General features: G+C 40.4%; 14 protein-coding genes. 1 reads left to right on the top strand and 13 read right to left on the bottom strand.

The annotated features are described in order from the left end of the window. Nucleotide 1 precedes the first annotated feature (1 nt). Nucleotides 2-1288, bottom strand: coding sequence for a homoserine dehydrogenase (locus I6H78_RS09005; RefSeq protein WP_198459472.1), 1287 nt, complete (start codon nucleotides 1286-1288; stop codon nucleotides 2-4). Nucleotides 1289-1435: 147 nt separating this feature from the next. Then, the gene (gene mecA, locus I6H78_RS09000) at nucleotides 1436-2176 is read right to left on the bottom strand and encodes an adaptor protein MecA (RefSeq protein WP_000782704.1); all 741 of its coding nucleotides are present in this window, start codon (nucleotides 2174-2176) and stop codon (nucleotides 1436-1438) included. Nucleotides 2177-2298: 122 nt separating this feature from the next. Between mecA and I6H78_RS08995 the strand changes: the two genes are divergently transcribed. Then, entirely contained in the window at nucleotides 2299-3777 is a 1479-nt protein-coding gene (locus I6H78_RS08995; RefSeq protein ID WP_061413759.1) for an oligosaccharide flippase family protein, read from the top strand. 45 nt (nucleotides 3778-3822) lie between these two features. On the opposite strand, the gene I6H78_RS08990 is transcribed toward I6H78_RS08995, so the two are convergent. The 11 genes from I6H78_RS08990 to I6H78_RS08940 all read right to left on the bottom strand — a co-directional run bounded on the left by I6H78_RS08990 (nucleotide 3823) and on the right by I6H78_RS08940 (nucleotide 16775). Then, nucleotides 3823-6336 carry an MBL fold metallo-hydrolase gene (locus I6H78_RS08990; RefSeq protein ID WP_198459471.1) on the bottom strand — a complete coding sequence of 838 codons (2514 nt, stop codon included), beginning with the start codon at nucleotides 6334-6336 and terminating at the stop codon, nucleotides 3823-3825. Between the two features lie 181 nt (nucleotides 6337-6517). Further along, on the bottom strand, nucleotides 6518-7234 hold the full coding sequence (locus I6H78_RS08985) for a LicD family protein (RefSeq protein ID WP_061852448.1): 717 nt from the start codon (nucleotides 7232-7234) through the stop codon (nucleotides 6518-6520). A gap of 3 nt (nucleotides 7235-7237) precedes the next feature. Then, nucleotides 7238-9391: a LicD family protein gene (locus I6H78_RS08980; RefSeq protein ID WP_198459470.1), complete on the bottom strand. Its 2154-nt coding sequence runs from the start codon at nucleotides 9389-9391 to the stop codon at nucleotides 7238-7240. A gap of 8 nt (nucleotides 9392-9399) precedes the next feature. Then, nucleotides 9400-10368 carry a glycosyltransferase family 2 protein gene (locus tag I6H78_RS08975; RefSeq protein ID WP_198459469.1) on the bottom strand — a complete coding sequence of 323 codons (969 nt, stop codon included), beginning with the start codon at nucleotides 10366-10368 and terminating at the stop codon, nucleotides 9400-9402. Then, the gene (locus I6H78_RS08970) at nucleotides 10365-11201 is read right to left on the bottom strand and encodes a LicD family protein (RefSeq protein WP_198459468.1); all 837 of its coding nucleotides are present in this window, start codon (nucleotides 11199-11201) and stop codon (nucleotides 10365-10367) included. The genes I6H78_RS08975 and I6H78_RS08970 overlap by 4 nt, the downstream gene beginning before the upstream one ends. 142 nt (nucleotides 11202-11343) lie before the next feature. Then, complete coding sequence (locus I6H78_RS08965) at nucleotides 11344-12639, bottom strand: LCP family protein (RefSeq protein WP_198459467.1); 1296 nt, start codon at nucleotides 12637-12639, stop codon at nucleotides 11344-11346. Continuing rightward, a complete protein-coding gene (gene pheA / locus I6H78_RS08960; protein WP_198459466.1) occupies nucleotides 12636-13484 on the bottom strand; it encodes a prephenate dehydratase in 849 nt (282 codons plus the stop codon). Before pheA ends, I6H78_RS08965 begins: the two co-directional genes overlap by 4 nt. Next, on the bottom strand, nucleotides 13481-13957 hold the full coding sequence (locus I6H78_RS08955) for a shikimate kinase (protein ID WP_125848739.1): 477 nt from the start codon (nucleotides 13955-13957) through the stop codon (nucleotides 13481-13483). Before I6H78_RS08955 ends, pheA begins: the two co-directional genes overlap by 4 nt. Next, nucleotides 13950-15233 (bottom strand): 3-phosphoshikimate 1-carboxyvinyltransferase, encoded by a 1284-nt coding sequence (gene aroA / locus I6H78_RS08950; RefSeq protein WP_198459465.1) that lies wholly within the window; start codon nucleotides 15231-15233, stop codon nucleotides 13950-13952. Before aroA ends, I6H78_RS08955 begins: the two co-directional genes overlap by 8 nt. An 89-nt stretch (nucleotides 15234-15322) precedes the next feature. After that, on the bottom strand, nucleotides 15323-15661 hold the full coding sequence (locus tag I6H78_RS08945) for a YlbF/YmcA family competence regulator (RefSeq protein WP_198459464.1): 339 nt from the start codon (nucleotides 15659-15661) through the stop codon (nucleotides 15323-15325). A 10-nt stretch (nucleotides 15662-15671) separates the two neighbouring features. Further along, nucleotides 15672-16775, bottom strand: coding sequence for a prephenate dehydrogenase (locus tag I6H78_RS08940; RefSeq protein ID WP_198459463.1), 1104 nt, complete (start codon nucleotides 16773-16775; stop codon nucleotides 15672-15674). Nucleotides 16776-16779 lie beyond the last annotated feature (4 nt).

Below are 16779 nucleotides of genomic sequence, written 5' to 3'. Positions count from 1 at the left end.
CCTATTCTCCTAACACCTTGAAGGTATTCAAGAGGTCAAATTCTGAAGCTTTTGCCAACTCAGCTGAAACATTCTCAAGTTGTGCTTTATTGATCTTATGAGTAATAATCACTACACGCGCCTTATCACCCTCTTTGCCATCTTGTAGGATTTGCTTGAAGGAAATATCTTGAGCATTAAAGATTTCAGCTAGTTTCAAGACCTGACCTTTTGAGTCTGGTGCCAAGATTGAGAAGTAGTAATTAGCTTTGACATCTTCTGGATTAGCCAAGACCAAGTCACGGCTATATTCGTTGAAGTCTTTACCAATGGTACCATCATTCAAGCGACGAACGATACGGACAATGTCCGCCACAACACTTGTTGCAGTTGGTTTTTGACCAGCACCTGGTCCGTAGTACATAGACTCACCGATGCCGATAGATTCTACAAAGACAGCGTTCATTACGCCATTCACACTAGCAAGTGGGTGCGATTTAGGAAGGAAGGTTGGAGTCACTTCTGCAGCAATACCTGAAGGAGTTTCCTCGATAGAACCAACCAATTTCACTACATAGCCCAGGTCTTGGGCTACAGCTACGTCTTCTGGCGTAATATTGCGGATTCCCTTGTGGGCTACATCGTCAAAGGCAACCTTCATCCCAAAAGCAAATTGGCTCAAAATCACCATCTTGTAGGCTGCGTCAATCCCATCCACGTCATTTGTAGGGTCGCTTTCTGCAAAACCAAGTCTTTGCGCTTCAGCCAAAGCATCATCATACGACCAGCCTTCTTCGACCATTTTGGTCATCATAAAGTTAGAAGTTCCGTTTACGACACCAAGCACGCGCGTGATTTTGTCAGAAGCCAATGAATTTGCCAAAGTACGAAGAATTGGAATCCCACCAGCTACTGCTGCTTCGTAATAAAGTGCTACATTATGCTCTTTAGCGATTTCTAACAATTCTGCACCATGGACAGCCAAAAGGTCCTTGTTTGCAGTAACAACGTGTTTTCCAGCTTGCAAAGCACGAGTGATAAAGGTCTTAGCAGGTTCGATACGTCCCATCAATTCCACTACAATGGTAACATCTTTGTCTGCTAAAATATCATCTACATTGGTCACAAAGTTAAAGTCATTTCCTGCTGCAAGCAAGCGGTTCTTTTCATCTTCATCCTTGACCAATACCTTGGCTACTTCAATCTCTGAATGAGCTGACTGAACGATTTTTTCTCCATTTTCCTTTAGGAGGAATGGCACACCACTTGCAACGGTACCAAATCCAAGTAAAGCAATTTTAACTGTCATGTTTGTCTCCTAGAAATTTTCTGATATAGCCATTATAACAGAATTTTGTGAAAATTCCTATTATAGTAAATCACTATTTCGGTCTAGAAAAGAAAAAACGAATCCCATGATTCGTCTTTCTTGATAAATGAAAATTGATTTTAAAAATTATGAGCGAATCTTTTGCAGGCCGAGAACTGCGTCATGGTTAATCAATATTTGCCCATACTCTTGCAAGACTGAACGGCTGATGTCACTGTCGTCTGCAAACTCACGCATACGAGCCAAGAGCCAAGCCGGATATGGACTTGGATGATTTTCCACATCGACTAAGATTGTCAAATAGTAGTGCCCATTCATCTTATAGAGTTCAGATGTTTCCATCTGGTAGTTAACCGTCTTTGCAAAAGCAACCAAGTCAGCAAGGCTTGCAAAGCGCAGGATATAGTATATATAAGGTTCTTTCTTACTCTCAGTCTCCTTGTCTGCCTGCTCTTGCTCTTCTTCCTTTGCTTCGACCTGCTCTAGAGATTGGATGGCCTCAATATCGTCCTTGGTCTTATCTGCAATGCTCTTTTCCAAGGTTTTGAGAAATTCATCCGGCGACATTTGGGCTAATTCTTCCATGTCTGGTAGATCCGCCAAATCTTCAAAATCCAGATTTTGGTCAATCTTGGATTTGGTCACAAAGACGTCCACCTTATCAGGTTTTGGCGTCACGCGGAAACTCAGCATGCCACTATCCAAGAAATTGTCTGGCATCTCTAACTCATCTAAAATAGCATAGAAAAACTCTTCGGTTTTCTCCTGAGGGACGAGAAAGTCTGCAATCTCCATTCCCCGATCCATCAAATCATCTAAAGTCATCGTGATTTTCAGTGTTGTATCACTAATTTGTTTCATCTTCATATCTAGTAACCTCATACTTTCAGTCTATCTATTATACTAGATTTTTACGATTTTATCAAAAGAATGAAGCGAGAATGTGATATAATACTAGATATGATTTTAGATTTAAGAAAGAAAGTTCAATGAAAAATATAAAAGTAAATGCCTTGGCCAGCTTGCTGGTCAATATTCTCAATATCGTTTTTCCACTGATAACCAATCCTTATCTGACGCGGATTCTCAGCAAATCCAATTACGGTTATTTCAATACAGCCAATACCTGGGCAAGTTTCGTTATTCCACTAGCTGCCTTTGGAATATACAACTACGGGATTCGAGCTATCAGTAAGGTCAAGGATGACAAGAATAAAATCAACTACGTCTTTTCTAAGTTGTTTTATATCTCGGTTTTCACCTCTCTCCTGACGACAGGTATCTACTTCCTCATTATCTTCTTTGACACCAGCATTGAGAATCTGAAAGTTCTGTACTACATCCTAGGGGCCCAAGCACTCTTCCAATTTCTCAATATCGAATGGATGAACGAGGCTTATGAAAATTATGCCTTCATCCTCTATAAGACATTGATCATCCGGATTGCCATGCTGGTCGCTATCTTCACCTTTGTTAAAACGGCAGATGATATCGTTCCTTATGCTATCGTTATGACAGCAACCACTATCTTCAACTACCTGCTCAGTTTTCTTTGGATCAAGAGGGAAGTTTCATTTGTCAAAATTGGACTTGTTGAATTAATCAAAGCATCTAAACCGCTCTTGACTATGCTTCTCTTAGCGAACGCTAACATGCTCTATACCTTGCTTGATAGAATGTTTATCACCAAGGGACCAGATGAAAACTACATTTCTTATTACACTATTGCTTCTAGCATCGTTATGTTGATTGCCAGTGTCTTAAGTGGAGCTATCAACGTCAGCATTCCACGACTCGGCTACTATCTCGGTAAGAAAGACTACGATTCTTATAAAAATCTTCTGAATCAAGGAGCTGCTCTCTTTTACTTCCTCATCATTCCAACTAGTATTGGGATTATAGTATTAGGAAACTACGCAGCAGTTATCTACTCTTCTGAAAAATACCTCGAAGCTGGTATTGTGACTAGTGTCTTCGCCTTCCGTACCATCATCTGGGCCATTGAGTTAATCCTTGGTAAACAAATTATCTTTATCAATGACCACGAAAATCGTTTGACTGCCTTTTACTTCCTTGGTGGTGGCGCCAATATACTATTAAATAGCATCTTGTATTTCAATAATATTTTTGCACCTGAGTACTATATCGCTACAACTATTCTTGCAGAGACTATCGTCGTTCTCCTGGAAATACGCTTTATCCAGAAACACCAACTGATTGATTTGAAAGAAATCTTTGCTACTCTGACACGTTACACTATTGTATCCCTTGGATTCATCCCTATCTATTTTGCGTTTAAATTTCTTTTCCAAATCAACTCTTATACGGTCAACTTCAATATGATTCTCATGGTTCTGTCTACCGTAGCAACTTGTGGTATCTATTACCTCTTGACCCTCTTTATCACCAAAGACAAAACACTCCACTATGCACTGAACCTTGTACTTGCTAAATTAAAACGAAATTAAAAAATCCCCTACTGATAAATTAGTTGCCAGTAGGGGATTTCTTCTTTATTCTTTTTCTTTCTTTTCAGAAGCGTTGGCTTCTAGATTTGAATCTTGTTTAGGTTGTTCAACAATAGAGGAATCAGCTTCTTGTTTCTGTTCTGGCTTGACTGCCTCGCTATCTACAGCAGCAACAGCCTGTTTCCAGATACCTTCTTCGTTTACTTTGTAACCATCAGGTGTTGTTGCGTTCTTCAACAATGAACCATCAGCTTGGAAATAGTACCAATTACCATCAAGCTGTTTCCAACCCGTTTGCATAACTCCTGATTCATCAAAGTAATAATGATCACCATTTACTTTATGAAGGCCAACCAACATGATGCCATCTTCAGGATTTAGATAATACCAGACACCTTTGTCTTTTATCCAACCAGTTTTCATAGCTCCATTTGATTCAAAGTAACGGTAATGATTATCAAACCATTTCCAGCCAGTTTGCATGGCTCCAGATTTGCTAAAGTAATATTGCTTACCATCTACTTGATGGGAGCCAACTAACATAACGCCTTCCTTACCTTCAAGATAATACCAGGCATCACCATCTTTCAACCAACCAGTTTGGAGTGCACCAGATGTAGCGTAATAATGCCAAGAATCATTTGACCTCTGCCATCCAACTTGCATAGTACCTGAAGAGCTGAAGAAATAGTTCTTACCGTCAATTTCTTTAGATCCTACAGCCATGATACCTGTTTCTGGATCCAAATAATACCATGATTCTTTATCTTTCAACCAACCAGTTTTCATAGTACCTGAGTTCGTATAGAAGTACCAGCTATTGTCTTGCCACTTCCAGCCAGTCTGCATGGCACCACTAGCATTCAAATAGTAACGAACACCATTTATATCTTGTCTGCCAGTTAACATGATGCCATCTTTATCCAGATAATACCATGTTTCCCGATCCTTAACCCAGCCGGTTTTCATAGCTCCAGAACTTACAAAATAGTTCCAGTGACCATCAACAAAGACCCAGCCAGTTTGCATGATACCTTCTTTGTCAAAGTAATAAGTTGTGCCCTTGATGTCTTTTTTACCAACAGTTAGAATACCATCCTCATCATAATAGTACCAATTTGAAGCAATTTTTTGCCAAGACGATGCTTTTCCTTCTGACTGCAGGGCACCACTACTAGCAAAGACCATCTTCTTACCATTATAAACCTGAAGACCTGTCAGCATCTTACCTTCTTTGTCAAATAGATATTTCTGACCATCAATTTCAACTAACTGACTGTAACTTCTTGCTCCACTTGATGTGATATAATACCAACTACCATCTTGCTTAAACCATCCAGTATCTTGCATTTGTCCATTGTTGTTCAAATAATACCAGTTACCATCTGTTTTTTCACGAGAGTCGTTCAAATGAAGCCATCTACCTGCCTGCATTTGTCCTTGACCATTAAAGAAATAGTAAATACCATTTATTTTGCGCCAACCGATTGCCATCTGATCATCAGACAAGCGATACTTCCAGTAACCATCTTCTTTATACCATGTTTCACTAACAGTGGGGATATTAGGTAGAGAATCAGACACGTTTGTAAAACCATTTTTACTAATTGTAAAGACTGTTGCATCCTTGGTCTGGCTAGAAGCATGAACTACTTCAATACCATGCTTCTTAAGATATTCTCTGGTTGTGGCAAGATTGGCTTCTGCTGCGGATGTATGAACCACCATACTAGGGGATAGGGAATCTAAGAAAGGAATCGTGTTTGAAATTTGGGCATCATAATGATGGTTCCATTTCATCATATCAACTTTTCCAATCTCAGGACCCAACTTGTCCTCTTCCCCCTCAGCATTATCCAAGTCACCACCCAGATAAATCTTTTTCCCCGCCACAGTTACTACCGCCACAAGGGAATTGGAATTATCATCATAGACTCTCTTGAGTTTACCGTCACTGTCATATTCGTTTTTATAGTTATAAAGCTGAATATCCATATCACCTAGAGTGAAGTGACTTTCCTTCTCAGTGATGTCTTGCACAAGAGTTACACCGCGCTCTAGAGCCGTCTTGACAGCATTGTCATAATTAAAAAGATTGTCCCACAATCGCCATTTTGATGTGATGCGCTCATCGGAGTATCTCTTCAGATAAAATCTGTCTACAGGATAACGTTTAAGAACTTCATCCGCAGATCCAATATGGTCACTATGGACATGGGTTCCTAGAATAAAATCTAACTTTTGAATCCCAAGGTGTTTCATGTGACGGAAGAGACGATCTTCTAATACATAATCGTTCTGTCTGCTAATTCCTACACGACTTGGATAACGCGGATTACTGCCATCTGGAAAATCATAGTCTTCGCCCATGTCAATCAAGGCATAATGACCATTACTTTCTAGAATAATAGCATCACTTCCTGATACTCCTTTGGTATTGATAAAATGGATTCGGTTGCTTGAAGTATCTGCCTGAACCGCTGGTGTAAGTAGTCCAGAGACAAGCAATAAGACTAGGGAAGTAAATACAAGGGTTTCTTTTATCTGTTTCTTTTTCATATAAACCACTTCTTTCTTTGATAGCGGAAGCTAGGATGAGAATTCATCCTGGTAGTAACTTTTCTAGCTCCCTTTCCGTCAATATAAGACAAAAAGAGGGAACGAGAAGCCTGATTGTCACACTAGAGTAGGGACTAGAGTTAACAAGGAAGAACTTCAACATCCCCTCTTTTCTATATTACTAAAGAGATTTCGCCAAAAGGACCTTAGCCAAGCTAGCATCTCTTTGTTTGTAAATTGGATTTTCTTTCCAGTTGTAATGAGTATTAGGAATTTCAAAATCCTCCCCATACAAGTGGCTGATGTATTCTCTTGTATTTTCTGGAACTTTTACTAGAATCTCTTTAAAACTACATTCAGTAAGTGCTGCAAACGGCAATTCATAGTTGTAGACTTCATATCTTGTAGGATTTCCCAAGGCGTTTGTCATGTAGAAAATAGTGTCTGAGGAAATACTCCCCTCTTTTTTATCATAGACAATAAAATCAACATTGAGGCCCTTGTAACTATAGGATAATTCTACAAGTTTATCATTGTAATAGAACTCTTTTGTTCTGACAAAGCCTTTCTCAAAAAGAACTTTCTCATCCCTTAAAAAGGCTTCGTAGTCTGGGATAATAATCCCAAAGTCCATATCTAAATCATGCGGAATCAGATCATTTTCTCTGTAGAAACCAAGTAAAGTTCCAAAATCTAACCAGATATCATAGGATTTCAGATTAGATTGATAGATGGCCTTTAGAATATCTTCAAAGTTTTCTTTGAGCAAATTGCTTCTCTTTGAATCCAAGTCGATATTGGCTTTTTGATTTAAATTTTTGATAATTGGTAGGTTTTTAACCAGGTCTTTCTTATCTCCTAAGAGACTGGCTAAACTTCTTTTTAACCATTGTAACACGTTCTATCCCTCCTTTATATAAGCGAGGAAGTCATCATGCTTCACTCGTTTTTCTAGAGGAGGAATTTCCATAAAGTCATCTCCGTAGATGGCAGAAAGGATTGGCTGATAGGCTTCAGGAATTTTGTAAACTCTATCTTCAAATGGACTATCAATCGTCGTATCCAAGAAGGACTTGTCAAATTTCGTAGAAATCCTTTTGTTCTCCATGAGGTAATCAATGAAGTCTCCATCTTTTTCTCGCATAGATAGGATGTTCATCTTACGGTTCCAAGTTTTGACGCGAGTCAAACGGAATACAAGCACAAGTAGATATCTGATGATATTCTTGAGTTTCGCATTCTTATTATGGATGCCATAAAGGGTATAGACTGATAAACGACGGTAAGTATCCAGTTTTACCATGTCCTTGTTAACATCAGCATAATAGTCAAATGGGAAAACGTCCACACAAATTCCTAAATCAATATCATTGTCAATATAGTTGTTATCATAGACAGTTCGCGCATCATAGACTCGATAAAATGGGTAAGGGTAGCGAGCGTCATTTTCCCAGGAAACCACTTTGTAGACAGGGTCATTATCTTGCAAAATAGCTTGATACAATTTATCGTATTCATCGCGTTTCAAAGAGATATCAATATCGTCATCCCAAGGAATGTAACCCTTGTGTCTCACTGCTCCCAGCAAGGTTCCATAAGCCAGTGAATAGTTGATGTTCTCTTTTTGACAGAGGTTGTGGATATAATCCATGACACCTAGTTCAACTTCTTTGATCTCCGCTTCATCTAGTTTTCTATAGCCGTCTCTTTTTTTATAGAGAATAGAGAAATAGTAACCTGAAATCACAAACAAGATACAACCCTGTAGAGAAATTCCATAGAAGGTTGAACTCAAGAACAAATTAGAGATGAGAATAACTACAGTCATCAAGAGAATGGTAATCAATTCATGATCTTGGCGACCTTCTTGAAGGTCTTTTTTATATTTCTTGAGACTTGAAACAATGAAGGAAAGCATAAAGATGGCCATAGGGATAAAACCTGTGATACCATCATAGAATAACAACTCAAGGTAGCCGTTGTGAGTGAGGTAATGTTGTTTGATGATGTAGGCTGAAGCATCATATTCTTTACCTAACTCATACCAGTTTCCACCTGAATATCCAAATAGAGGGCGTCTAGGGATAAAGGAAGCTGTTGACTGCCAAATGGCAAAACGGTTATTGGAGATATTCTCTTCACTTGTGTCTGTTCTCTCAAGAGAAAGATTATTGTCTTCATTTTTTCCATTTTCTTGGTTCTTTTGGATTTGAGCTGAGTGAGCTTTCAAATATATATCGCTACTATATTTGATACCGTTATAACAGACAAATACCAGACCTACAGTTACTAGAACAGTAAGAAGTGACTTGATTTTTTTAGTCCAGTTAGTCGTCATCAACGCGTATAAAAGGGCAACGACAACCAAACAGATATAGGTTGTTCTGGAACCAGACAGTACAATATAAGCAAAGTTAAGTAGAATTGATATGATAGCCAGAGTTTTAAGGACTGGTTTGTAGATTGACAAGCGCATCCACAAGTAAATAACCACCATCAGAGAAATAATCGAGAGATAGTTGGGACTGGCTAGAATCCCAAATAGACGAGACTCTACAAATCCTTGGCGGATTAATAACCCCTTGTAATCAAATACGCGGTAGCCCTGCAGCATAAAGAATTGCCAAATTGATACAAGCACACCTATAGTATTTGCAACAGTGATAACTGAGAAAAAGACATCAAAGAGGGCACGTGCTTTTTTCACAGTAAAAGATTGAAAGACTGGATAGATTGCAAAGAAATAGATGAAAAAGACAACTAAATTCTTTATGTTAGTTGAAAATCCATACTTGACAACTAAGGCAGCTGTCAGGATATTCATTAGAAAAAAGAGAATCAAATACTCAATTTTGCGGACATTCAGATAGACTTTTTTGATAAAGAAATTATAAAGTCCCAACAAAACACCCATGAGGGTCATGCCAAGAGTGACAAATTTATTGGCCGAGATTGGCTGAAGTGGGACAATCAAGCCTGCCATACAGTAAAAAGATATAACTGATAAAAATAGCAAATTGATTTTAAAATAGTTTTTTTCAATAAATGAAATCATTTTTTCTCCTAACGCTTAGTTTGTGTAAGCAAGATTTTCGTATACAATTTTCGACTCAAGCACAAAGCTAAGAAACTCAATTTTCTTGCTCTTGTAAAACGACTATCCGAAAGAATATTCTTTGTATTTTTCTTTAGATAGGCAATCAAACGGTCTTCTAAAACCTTATCCTTGAAATCTGCATCAACCAAGAGCCTATCCAATACATAGAAGTAAGCCCAATTTAAACGCATGGTTGCAACATCTGTTAGATCTGGATAATTCTCTCTGATAATATTTGCGTTTTGCTCATAAGCTTCAATAACGTTTAAGAATTTCAAGGAGAATTTTTGAGTCGTGATACTATTTTCCCGGTGAACATAGTAGTATTTCTTCTCATTTGTTGCAACAACCTTGCGACATTGATGAATCAAGGCAATCATGATAAAGGCATCTTCTGCTATTTTACCAATTTCAAATCGTAGTTGTTCAAAGAGTTCTTTTTTATAAAGTTTGTTGACAGCTGTGACCGAGAGGATTTTAGCCTCCATGACCATTTTAATGGCCTCTTGGGGAGTTAATTCCCAAGTCTGAATCGCTGCAACTTGCTTTTCTGGAATTTGGTGGTAGACATCATAATGTCCACACATAGAAAGATCAGCATTGGATTCAAGCATTTGACAGTAAAGGGTCTCATACATATCTTCGTCAATGTAATCATCACTATCGATAAAACCGATCAAATCAGAGCTTGCCTCTTCAATCCCTCTATTTCGAGCATCAGACAAGCCACCGTTTTCCTTGTGAATGACACGAATCCGTTGATCTCTTTGTGCTAGTTGATTACACAGTTCCCCGCTCTTATCTGTTGAGCCATCATTGACAAGGAGAATTTCCAAGTTGGTATAGGTCTGTTTTAAAATGGATTCTACACACTTCTCCAGATAGGCTTCTACATTATAGACCGGAACGATAACGCTTATTTTTTCTCCCATCATGCTCCATATTCTCCCTTGTACTCTATGTAGCTCTTGTCCATGTCTGCTATAATGGCATCATGATGCGGTACTTGCTTGTCCGCTGGTGGCGGTGTCATATAGTCCCCAAAAGCAGTGCTGAGATAGGCATCATAACCGACTGGAATGGGCATCTCAGTTCCTTCAAATGGCAAGAAAAGATTGTCTTCAAAAGATGCAATCGGGTATTTGTTTCTCATGTAGCCAGGACCTGAGCATAATTCCGTAATTCCATCGCTCTCAGCCAGACTATACTTGGTCATTTCTTTTTCAGCTTTTTTCCAAATGCGATAACGTAGAGATTTTGGAGTCAGGCCAAGTAAGATGCGACTTCCCCATTTCATGACTGCACCATGCTTCTCTGGGATAGTTTGGGCACAAAAGAGTGAATAAATCAAGGCCCAACGAACCTGTTTCTTACGCTCAGCTGGATTTTTAGGATAATAATCCAATGGTAAAACATCCAAGGCCAAACCGTGTGGCAAATCCAAATCCTTCTGATAAGGCTTGATACAAGTGGTTCCCTTGTCACGAATGGTAATAAAAAGGTTACGGTCTACAAAATCTTTGTTACTCTTTGACAAGAAATAACGCTCATCTGCATAACGGGGCCATAGTTCTGCTAATTTTTCATAGTCCTTACGTGGCATGAAAAAGTCTAAATCGTCATCCCAAGGAATGAAGCCCTTATTACGAAGGGCGCCAATAGCTCCTCCACCACAGAGATAGCACAACAAATCATGTTCTTTACAAAATGCGACGAAATATTCAGCCATTTCCAGACTACGAGCCTGAATCGCTTTCAAATCACTCATGTCTCTCCTCTTCTGTCCAATAACGAGTTATATCGTTTTATTATACCATAAAAAAGCCCTAAAAATCCATCAGATACTAAGAAAAATCAAAGCCTAAAACACTTTTTCACTAGTGATTCAAACTTTGATTTTTTATAGTATTCTATCTCATTCCCATTTGGGCGAGTTTAGTCTGGTATTTATTTTGATCAACCAGAAGTCCTTGTCCACCGTATATATCATAAGCGTCTACCCAGTCACCAAGTTCTGGGACGGTGAGTCTTTCAATACCATTTTGAGCGCCTTCTAGGACAGATAAACCATTGGTCAACAAGAAGCTATATGGTAGATTTGTTGATGTCATGCCAAAGATTTTTCCAAGTGCCTCTGATCCCGTAAAGAGCTTGGTTGGATCTTTGATTTGCTCAAGAACAGCTGACATCACTTGTTGCTGACGTTTGGTACGGCCATAGTCTCCCTCATCATCATCACGGAAGCGAGCGTAGTTCAACAAGGTGGATCCGTTCATCTGCTGTTTTCCAACTTTGATGGTTTGGGTTGGGGACTCTGTCTCTGTTGCATGAAGGTCATCTCCAACTGTGGCTTCTGTCAAAGGCTGACCATTCAATGTTGAGAATTGAGCATCAATCGTTACTCCGTCAGGGAAGAGGGTATCAATAGCTGTTGCAAAGGCCTGGAAGTCAACTAGGGCATAGTACTTAATATCCAAATCAAAGTTGTCTTTTAGAACCTTGCGGACCATTTCAGCACCTTTTTGCCCTTCTTGTTCCCCAAGTTCATAGGCAACATTGAGTTTGTTATCCGTCTGTTTCTGGCCATTTACAATCTTACTATACCCATCGATATAGACTAAGTTATCACGCATAAAGCTGACTAGCTTGATCTTCTTATCTGATCCACTGACATTCAGTACCATGATTGTGTCGGTACGAGTCTCCGCACTATTTTGACCGATACGGCCATCTGTCCCCATGACAAGAATATTCACGCCATCTTTGGTATCCTGACCGTTAAAGACCTCTACTTGAGCCGCCTTGGCGTCAGCTGGCTTATTTGTTGGATTGGCTGCTGACTGGAACCCTCGAAGAAACATAAAAATCATCCCTGCAACCACACAGGTAATCAACAGCAAGAACCAAGTCAATATTCGTTTGAAGCGAATTCTTCTCTTTTTCTTTTTGACTTTAGGTTGAGGAGCTACCTTTTCACGTTTCTTAGACCGGCTTCTACTGCCATAAGTCGGAAGATCAATATCTCTACCCCAAGATTCTTCTTTTTCTTCTTGGTAGAAATGGTGAACTTCAGAGTTGGGACCTGCCATTTTCTGTTGCAGATAATCAAACTCCCTCCGTTCACGGTCGTTGAGGTAATGAATATTTTTGAAGAGATAGTCATAACGTAACTGCTCGTGATGACTTAAAGGATTTTCTTTGCTCATTGACTCTCCTTTTCTAAATCAGTTATGGTAAAAATTGGGTAGGTTCCCAATATCTTGTGCTGGATTCCAATGGCCTCTAGCTCTTGTCTAGCAAAATGAACCAGTTCTTTGTCACTATAGTCTACATCGATAATGAAAAAGTATTCTCCCAAGGCTGTTTTAAGGGGGCGACTTTCAATCTTTGTTAAGTCAATCCCTCTCCAAGCAAAAGTCGAAAGTGCCTTGTAAAGAGCACCAGGTAGGTTGTCTGGTAAGGTCAAGGCCAAACTCATTTTTTCAGCTTGCGAGTTCAAAAGAATCTTCGGTATCTCTGCCCCTAACACCCAAAAACGTGTGAAATTGGCTTCCATTTCCTGAATATCCTCTGCAATTAATTCCAAGCCATATTCTTCAGCTGAACTTCTAGGAGCAATTGCTGCATAAGGCTGATCTGGATGTTCCGAAATAAAGCGAGCTGCATAGGCGGTACTGGCGGTTACCTCGATTTGAGCCTCTGGATAGTGTTTGTCGATGAATTTCTTTCCTTGAGCCAGAGCCTGAGGATGAGAAAAAATTTTCTCAATTTTTGACTGACCTGGAACTGCCATCAGCTGCTGGTGAATGGGTTGAACGATTTCTGCCACTGCTTGGATGCGAGCCTGGTGAAAAAGGTAATCCAAACTTTCATGGACACTACCTTCAATGGAGTTTTCAACTGGTACCACAGAATAGTCCACCAAGCCCTGTTCATAGGCCTTGATAACATCAGTGATATTGGCAAAAGCCTGCAATTCCTCATGAGGAAAAGCTGTCTGCACAACATGATGCGAAAAAGATCCCTTGGGACCTAGATAGGCAATTTTCATCTCAATTCCTCTATAATTTCCTCTGGGCTTAGCTTGGTCACATCTAGAACCCGACTGGCTACTTCCTCATACCAAGCCTGTCTTTCATGGAAAATAGCTGCTAGTTCTTCCTTACTTTTGTTAAGAAAGAGCGGGCGCTGATTGTCCTTATCAGCTGCGATACGTTGGTAGAGGGTTTCAAAATCTGCTTTTAGGTAGATGTTATCAGGATTGGTTTTGAGCAAGTCACGATTTCGCTGAGAAATGACAACCCCTCCGCCAGTTGACACAACTCGGTCAGTTTTTAGTAAGTCAGCTAGGACTTCTGACTCTACTTGGCGAAAGGCCACTTCTCCTTTTTTAGCGAAGAAATCCGCAATGGACATGCCTAAGCGTTCCTCGATTAAGGTATCCATATCGATGTAGTCTGGGTCCAATCCTCTAGCGATTGTTGACTTGCCCGCCCCCATAAATCCGAGTAATACCTTAGCCATGAATCAGGTTCTCCAAATCATCAAAGAAGCTAGGATAACTGGTATTGATGGCTTCTGCACGTTCAAGTTCCACATCTCCATCAGCAACCAAGAGGGCCGCAATAGCAGTCATCATTCCGATACGGTGGTCACCAAACGTATTGACTCTAGCACCATGAAGGGAGGATTTCCCTTTGATAATCATTCCATCTGCCGTCGGTGTGATTTCAGCCCCCATACTATTTAAGGCATCAGCCACCACCTGAATGCGGTCAGTTTCTTTGACTTTAAGTTCTTCAGCATCCTTGATAACCGTCACTCCTTCTGCTTGGGTAGCAAGCAGGGCAATAATCGGTAACTCATCAATCAAACGGGGAATCAAGGACCCACCAATCTCTGTTCCTTTTAAGTCAGAAGACTCGACAGTTAGGGTTGCAGATTTTGCGACTGGATCTATTTCAGTTATTTCTAGTTTTCCTCCCATGGCGCGAATGACATCAATAATACCAGTACGCGTTTCATTGATCCCCACATTCTGCAGCACTACACGAGAATCTGGCACAATCAAACCTGCGACCAGCCAAAAGGCTGCACTGGAAATATCTCCTGGCACGACCACCTTTTGTCCGATCAGTTTTTGTGGTCCTTGAACTTTGATTTTCTTGCCATCCACACTTAAATGTCCACCAAATTGCTGTAGCATATCTTCGGTGTGGTTACGAGTGCATTCTTTCTCGATAATAACGGACTGACCCTGAGCCTGTAAGGCTGCAAACATCAAGGCAGACTTAACCTGAGCAGAGGCGATTGGCAACTCATAGTGAATAGGTGTAAGTTTTTTCGTCCCTTTTAGGCGAAGAGGAGGTAGGTCTCGCTCGGTTTGCCCTGAAATGCTGACGCCCATTTTTTTCAATGGAATCGTCACACGATCCATAGGACGTTTAGAAAGACTATCATCTCCAAACATCTCTACTTCAAAGTCTGCGCCAGCAAGGACACCTGAAATCAGGCGAATCGAGGTGCCAGAATTTCCCATATCAAGGGCATTTTGTGGAGCTTTTAAGCCGTCCATCCCCACACCTTGAATGGTAATAACCCCATCTTTATCCTCAATCTCAACACCAAGGTCGCGAAAAACCTGCATGGTCGAAAGGATATCTTCACCCCGCAGAATATCATAAACCTTGGTCTTCCCCTCACCCAAACTTCCAAAGATAATCGAACGGTGGCTGATAGACTTGTCACCTGGTACCCGGATACTACCATGTAAGTGGCGAATGTTTGTTTTTAGTTTCATAGTTGACCTCATACTTGCAATACTTTTCTTATTTTATCACAAAAAAGCCAGAAATTCCTGAAATTTCTGGCTTTTATACAGATAAAATACTATTTCAATAATTCTGAAACAGGTTCAAAGACAATTTTTTCAATGTCAGAAAGGTAAATAGACAATTGTTGCTGTTTGGCAAAAAAATCTGACAAAAGAGCATTCTCTTGGATTTGCTTACTGAAGGACTGCATCTTTTCTTGGAAAGAGGCGTCTGGCATTTGTCCAGTTTGAGCCATGACTTGGATTTCTTGCTGGAAGGCAAGGTAATCTGCAAAAATCTTGCTAGCTTGTTCATCAGCTTGGATGGCATCTTTGGCTTCCTTAACCGCCTTGTATTCTGGTAATTCGCGTAATCCACGACTGAGTTCATTTGCACTATCGTAAATATTTGACATGATTTTCTCCTTATTTGATGACGACTGTATAGTCTGTATTTTCTGTAATTAAGCGTTCAGCTCGTTCCAAATCCTGAGCATTTTTAAAGGAAATTTGTAAAATCCCGTGAATATCCTCACGGTTTTCCTCGTTAATATGGATGTTGACCAAGGAAGTACCACGTAGCAATTCCAAAATCCGCAGGATGACATCTTCTTCATCAGGAACGTCAACATAGAGGTCGTAAGAGCTATCCACACCACCACGCTTATGGATTTCCATAGCCTGACGTTGCTCACGCGCCTGATTGAAAAAATTCCAGATTTGTTCTTCATCTCCATTGCTGATGGACTGACCAATCACTTCCAAACGTTCCTTGAAATCCGCAATTCGATCTAGGATAGTCTCACGATTAGACAAGAGAATGGAGGTCCACATACCTGGCTCACTCTCAGCAATTCGGGTCATATCTCGAAATCCTCCCGCCGCAAAGCGCCTTGCCATCTCATGTTCTTGAGCATAAACTGCTGTCTGCTCCATGAGGCTGGAAGCCAGAATATGAGGAAAATGGCTAATCTGAGAAGTCACCCGATCATGCTCCCTGGCATCAATCTCGATAAAACGAGCATGAAGGCCTGAAAGAAGAGCTTTCATTTCCTCAAGTGTTTCAGGACCTGTTAGGCTTGAAGGTGTAAAGATATAGTAGGCATTTTCAAAGAGATTGACATCCGCAGAGGCAGCCCCTGTCTTGTGGCTACCAGCCATGGGATGGGCCCCGATAAAGCGAACAGGCTTGCCAGTCAAATACTTCTCCGCCGCATCCACAATGGCTGACTTGGTCGAGCCGGCATCCGAGATAATGACGCCTTCTTTCAAGTCTAAATCTGCTAGCTCCTTAATAAAAGCAATGGTCTGTTTGATTGGCAAGGTCAAGATGATGACATCTGCTAGGGGAGCGAAACTGGCAAAATCATCTGTCGCACGGTCTATCATTCCTCGCTCCAAGGCAATGTCTCTCGAAGCCTGACTGCGATTATAACCTAGAATTTCATAATCAGGATGATCGCGCTTGATACCGAGTGCCATTGAAGCACCAATCAAACCGAGACCTGCGATATAGATGGTTTTTGCCATAAGG

The organism is Streptococcus oralis (assembly GCF_016127915.1).
Taxonomy (GTDB): Bacteria; Bacillota; Bacilli; order Lactobacillales; family Streptococcaceae; genus Streptococcus; species Streptococcus oralis_BO.
This window is presented reverse-complemented; position numbering and strand designations above follow the sequence as displayed.

Bases quoted from the DNA above. Each gene is read 5' to 3' on its own strand.
- I6H78_RS09005 (WP_198459472.1), bottom strand. From the start codon at position 1,288: ATGACAGTTAAAATTGCTTTACTTGGATTTGGTACCGTTGCAAGTGGT.
- I6H78_RS08990 (WP_198459471.1), bottom strand. From the start codon at position 6,336: ATGAAAAAGAAACAGATAAAAGAAACCCTTGTATTTACTTCCCTAGTC.
- I6H78_RS08980 (WP_198459470.1), bottom strand. From the start codon at position 9,391: ATGATTTCATTTATTGAAAAAAACTATTTTAAAATCAATTTGCTATTT.
- aroA (WP_198459465.1), bottom strand. From the start codon at position 15,233: ATGAAACTAAAAACAAACATTCGCCACTTACATGGTAGTATCCGGGTA.
- I6H78_RS08995 (WP_061413759.1), top strand. From the start codon at position 2,299: ATGAAAAATATAAAAGTAAATGCCTTGGCCAGCTTGCTGGTCAATATT.
- pheA (WP_198459466.1), bottom strand. From the start codon at position 13,484: ATGAAAATTGCCTATCTAGGTCCCAAGGGATCTTTTTCGCATCATGTT.
- I6H78_RS08955 (WP_125848739.1), bottom strand. From the start codon at position 13,957: ATGGCTAAGGTATTACTCGGATTTATGGGGGCGGGCAAGTCAACAATC.
- I6H78_RS08970 (WP_198459468.1), bottom strand. From the start codon at position 11,201: ATGAGTGATTTGAAAGCGATTCAGGCTCGTAGTCTGGAAATGGCTGAA.
- I6H78_RS08940 (WP_198459463.1), bottom strand. From the start codon at position 16,775: ATGGCAAAAACCATCTATATCGCAGGTCTCGGTTTGATTGGTGCTTCA.
- I6H78_RS08945 (WP_198459464.1), bottom strand. From the start codon at position 15,661: ATGTCAAATATTTACGATAGTGCAAATGAACTCAGTCGTGGATTACGC.
- I6H78_RS08975 (WP_198459469.1), bottom strand. From the start codon at position 10,368: ATGATGGGAGAAAAAATAAGCGTTATCGTTCCGGTCTATAATGTAGAA.
- mecA (WP_000782704.1), bottom strand. From the start codon at position 2,176: ATGAAGATGAAACAAATTAGTGATACAACACTGAAAATCACGATGACT.
- I6H78_RS08965 (WP_198459467.1), bottom strand. From the start codon at position 12,639: ATGAGCAAAGAAAATCCTTTAAGTCATCACGAGCAGTTACGTTATGAC.